The sequence below is a fragment of the Sulfitobacter sp. 1A12157 genome, from assembly GCF_043557345.1.
Lineage (GTDB): Bacteria > Pseudomonadota > Alphaproteobacteria > Rhodobacterales > Rhodobacteraceae > Sulfitobacter.
Genome location: NZ_JBIFFV010000019.1, coordinates 1 through 2,760 on the forward strand (window position 1 = coordinate 1; position 2,760 = coordinate 2,760).

Genomic DNA, 2,760 nt, shown 5'->3' on the forward strand with positions numbered 1-2,760 from the left:
GTAAGCATCCGGCGTAGGCCACAGGTGGGTCATCGCTCGAGATCACGGTTCATTAAGATGAGCACTTGCAGGTTTTGCATCCCAAACCGAGTGAAGGCGATCACACTATCGTTGCCGGGGCCGTAGACCCAAATTATACCATCTTCGGTTTCCATACCGATGGCGAGATCGAAGATCCGATCAACGGTTTCGCCCAGTTCGATGGCGACGCGGTCGATTGTCTTGACGGAATACACCTTGTTCAGCTGCATGGTCACGCTGCTTGTGGAAGGGATAGGGCTTTCCAGTTCCAAGGCAGAAGCTCATGGATGCGCGAGACGGGTATGTCGGGCAGCCGGGCGAGAACATCGGCGAGCCAGGCCTGTGGGTCGATGTTGTTCATTTTTGCGGTGACGATAAGGGTATACATGGCGGCCGCCCGCTCACCGCCGCGCTCGGACCCTGCAAAGAGCCACGACTTCCGACCCAGGGCAACGCCACGTAAGGCGCGTTCGGCCGCATTATTCGTCAGACAGATACGCCCGTCCTCGAGGAATGCCGTGAAGGCCTGCCAACGGCCACGCTTCTCAAACATGTAGTTGATCGCCTTGGCCACTTTGTTGTGTCTGGACAGTTTCGCGCGCTCTTCCTGCAGCCAGTCGTGGAGGCCGTTCACCAGGGGACGGGACAGGTTCTGGCGGGCGACGAGCCGGGCATCAGCATCCAGCCCATTGATCTCGCGCTCGATGTCGAAGATGGCATCGATCCGTTTTACCGCTTCCAGTGCGACCGGTGAGATCTGATGGGCAGGTTTGCCCTTGCGGACGTTGCCCGCGATGTCGGCCAGTTCGAAGAACTTCCGGCGCGCATGCGACCAGCACAGCGCACTGGTCACGGGCCCCGCGTCTCGGTCCTCTCGATAGAGGTCGTTGTATCCCCCATAGGCGTCCGCTTGCAGCACCCCTTGCCATTCTGCCAGATGCTGATTGGGATTGGTTGCGCCACGATCTCGGGAGAAGCGGAAGAACGCCGCCGGCGGCGCGCCACCATTCCAGGAGCGGTCATCACGGACATAGGTCCAGAGCCGGGCCTTTTTTGCACCGCCCCGCGCCAGAAGCGGCACGGTGGTATCATCGCCATGCAGGCGGTGAGCGGCACGCACGTGGGCCTCGATCAGCGCATGGATCGGCTGCAGGGCGACAGTCGCGTGCCCGACCAAGTCCGCCAGGGTGGACAGGCTCAGCTCTACACCTTCACGGGCAAAGCGCTCGGCCTGCCGGTTCAACGGCTGGTGCTGACCATATTTCTCGAAGATTAGCATTGCGATCAGGCTGGGCCCGGCCCATCCGCGCGGAATCGCATGGAACGGGGCTGGCGGCTGGCTGATCTTCTCGCAGGCCCGGCAAGTGAACTTCTCGCGCACGGTCTGGATCACCTTCCACTGACGCGGGATCACCTCCAGCGTCTCGGTGATGTCCTCGCCCATCTTCACGATCCGGTCCGAGCCACAGCAGGTGCAGGCGGCCGGTGCTTCGACGACAACCCGCTCGCGCGGCAGGTGATCGGGGAACGGCTTGCGCACCGGATGGCGGCGCGTGAAGGCGCGCACCGTGCTGGCTTTCTCGTTTGCTTGATCTGCGGCCAAGGCATCCTCGGTGGCCGCCGCTTCCATCTCTTCAAGCTGCAGTTCCAGTTGATCGATCAGCCGGGCGCGTCGTTCTGACGAGATGCCGTATTTGTCACGGCGCAGTTTGGCGATCTCGAGCTTGAGCTCTTGGATCATCGCCTCGGAGCAGGAGACAACCGCGCGGGCCTGCGCCAGCTCGCTTTCCGCCAGCTCTGCACGGGCCTCTGCGGCGGCCAGGGCAGCGCGTAATTTGGCGAGTTCGGAGGCGGCATCAGACATGACCAATATTTACCAGCTGGGGCCGCGAAGCACCAATAAAAACAGGCTACCTGGCGCAAATTAACCAGCCTTTGCAGGCCGTTGTGTCCAGCGTGGGTTACGCCAGTCGATGCCCTCCAGAAGATAACCCAACTGCGCCGCCGAGACCTGCACCGCTTCGCCCGACCGGCTCACGGGCCAGATGAACTTACCTGCCTCCAGGCGCTTTAGATAAAGCGACATGCCCACGCCATCATGCCACAGGATCTTGACCAGATCGCCTTTACGCCCCCGGAAGCAAAATATCTCACCCGCATGGGGATCACGGCCAAGCCCTTCTTGCACCTGTAGCGCCAGCGTGTTCATGCCCCGCCGCATATCGGTGGCACCGCCTGCGATCCACACCTTCACGCCCGCCGGAAACGCAATCATTGCCGATCCACCACAGCCAGAAGCCGAGCAAGCGCTTCGGTCTCCACGCCGATGGGGAGGATGAGTCGACGCCCATTCGGAAGAGCCACCTCAATCCGACAGTCCGGAGGTGGACTGGAATCGATCGGATTTGCCTGCGACGTGGAAACTTCCTTCGGCACAGTCACCGGCGCGAACGATACAGAGCCAGAAGACCCAAGCTCGCCATTTCTATATTGCCGCCGCCAAGTGGTCAGAAGTGACCGGCAAATGCCGTGCCGCCGAGCTGTGGCTGTCACCTGACGGTGGCCAATAAAGCTCTCCTCTACAATACGCAGCTTGTCATCATCCGACCAATACCGGCGGCGTTCACCATCGGCAGCAGACAGAACTTCGATTTGAGGGCGATTGATAAAGTCGGACATAAGGTCGGACTTACCATCGGAAAGAAACAAAGATCAGACGGCCGCCCCCGGAGGCTTACG

Annotated in this window: 4 protein-coding genes; all 4 read right to left on the reverse strand. The window is 61.0% G+C overall.

The genetic code is table 11. The features are described from left to right. Window positions 1-29 precede the first annotated feature (29 nt). Genes ACGYLC_RS17560 through tnpA form a run of 4 tightly spaced genes read right to left on the reverse strand, consistent with a single transcriptional unit; the run spans window position 30 to window position 2,700 of the window. On the reverse strand, window positions 30-251 hold the full coding sequence (locus ACGYLC_RS17560; protein WP_394418375.1) for a hypothetical protein: 222 nt from the start codon (window positions 249-251) through the stop codon (window positions 30-32). A 2-nt stretch (window positions 252-253) separates the two neighbouring features. Next, the gene (gene tnpC / locus ACGYLC_RS17565) at window positions 254-1,885 is read right to left on the reverse strand and encodes an IS66 family transposase (RefSeq protein WP_394424226.1); all 1,632 of its coding nucleotides are present in this window, start codon (window positions 1,883-1,885) and stop codon (window positions 254-256) included. Between the two features lie 60 nt (window positions 1,886-1,945). Next, window positions 1,946-2,296: an IS66 family insertion sequence element accessory protein TnpB gene (gene tnpB, locus ACGYLC_RS17570; RefSeq protein WP_394418379.1), complete on the reverse strand. Its 351-nt coding sequence runs from the start codon at window positions 2,294-2,296 to the stop codon at window positions 1,946-1,948. Beyond that, complete coding sequence (gene tnpA / locus ACGYLC_RS17575; protein ID WP_394418381.1) at window positions 2,293-2,700, reverse strand: IS66-like element accessory protein TnpA; 408 nt, start codon at window positions 2,698-2,700, stop codon at window positions 2,293-2,295. Before tnpA ends, tnpB begins: the two co-directional genes overlap by 4 nt. Window positions 2,701-2,760 lie beyond the last annotated feature (60 nt).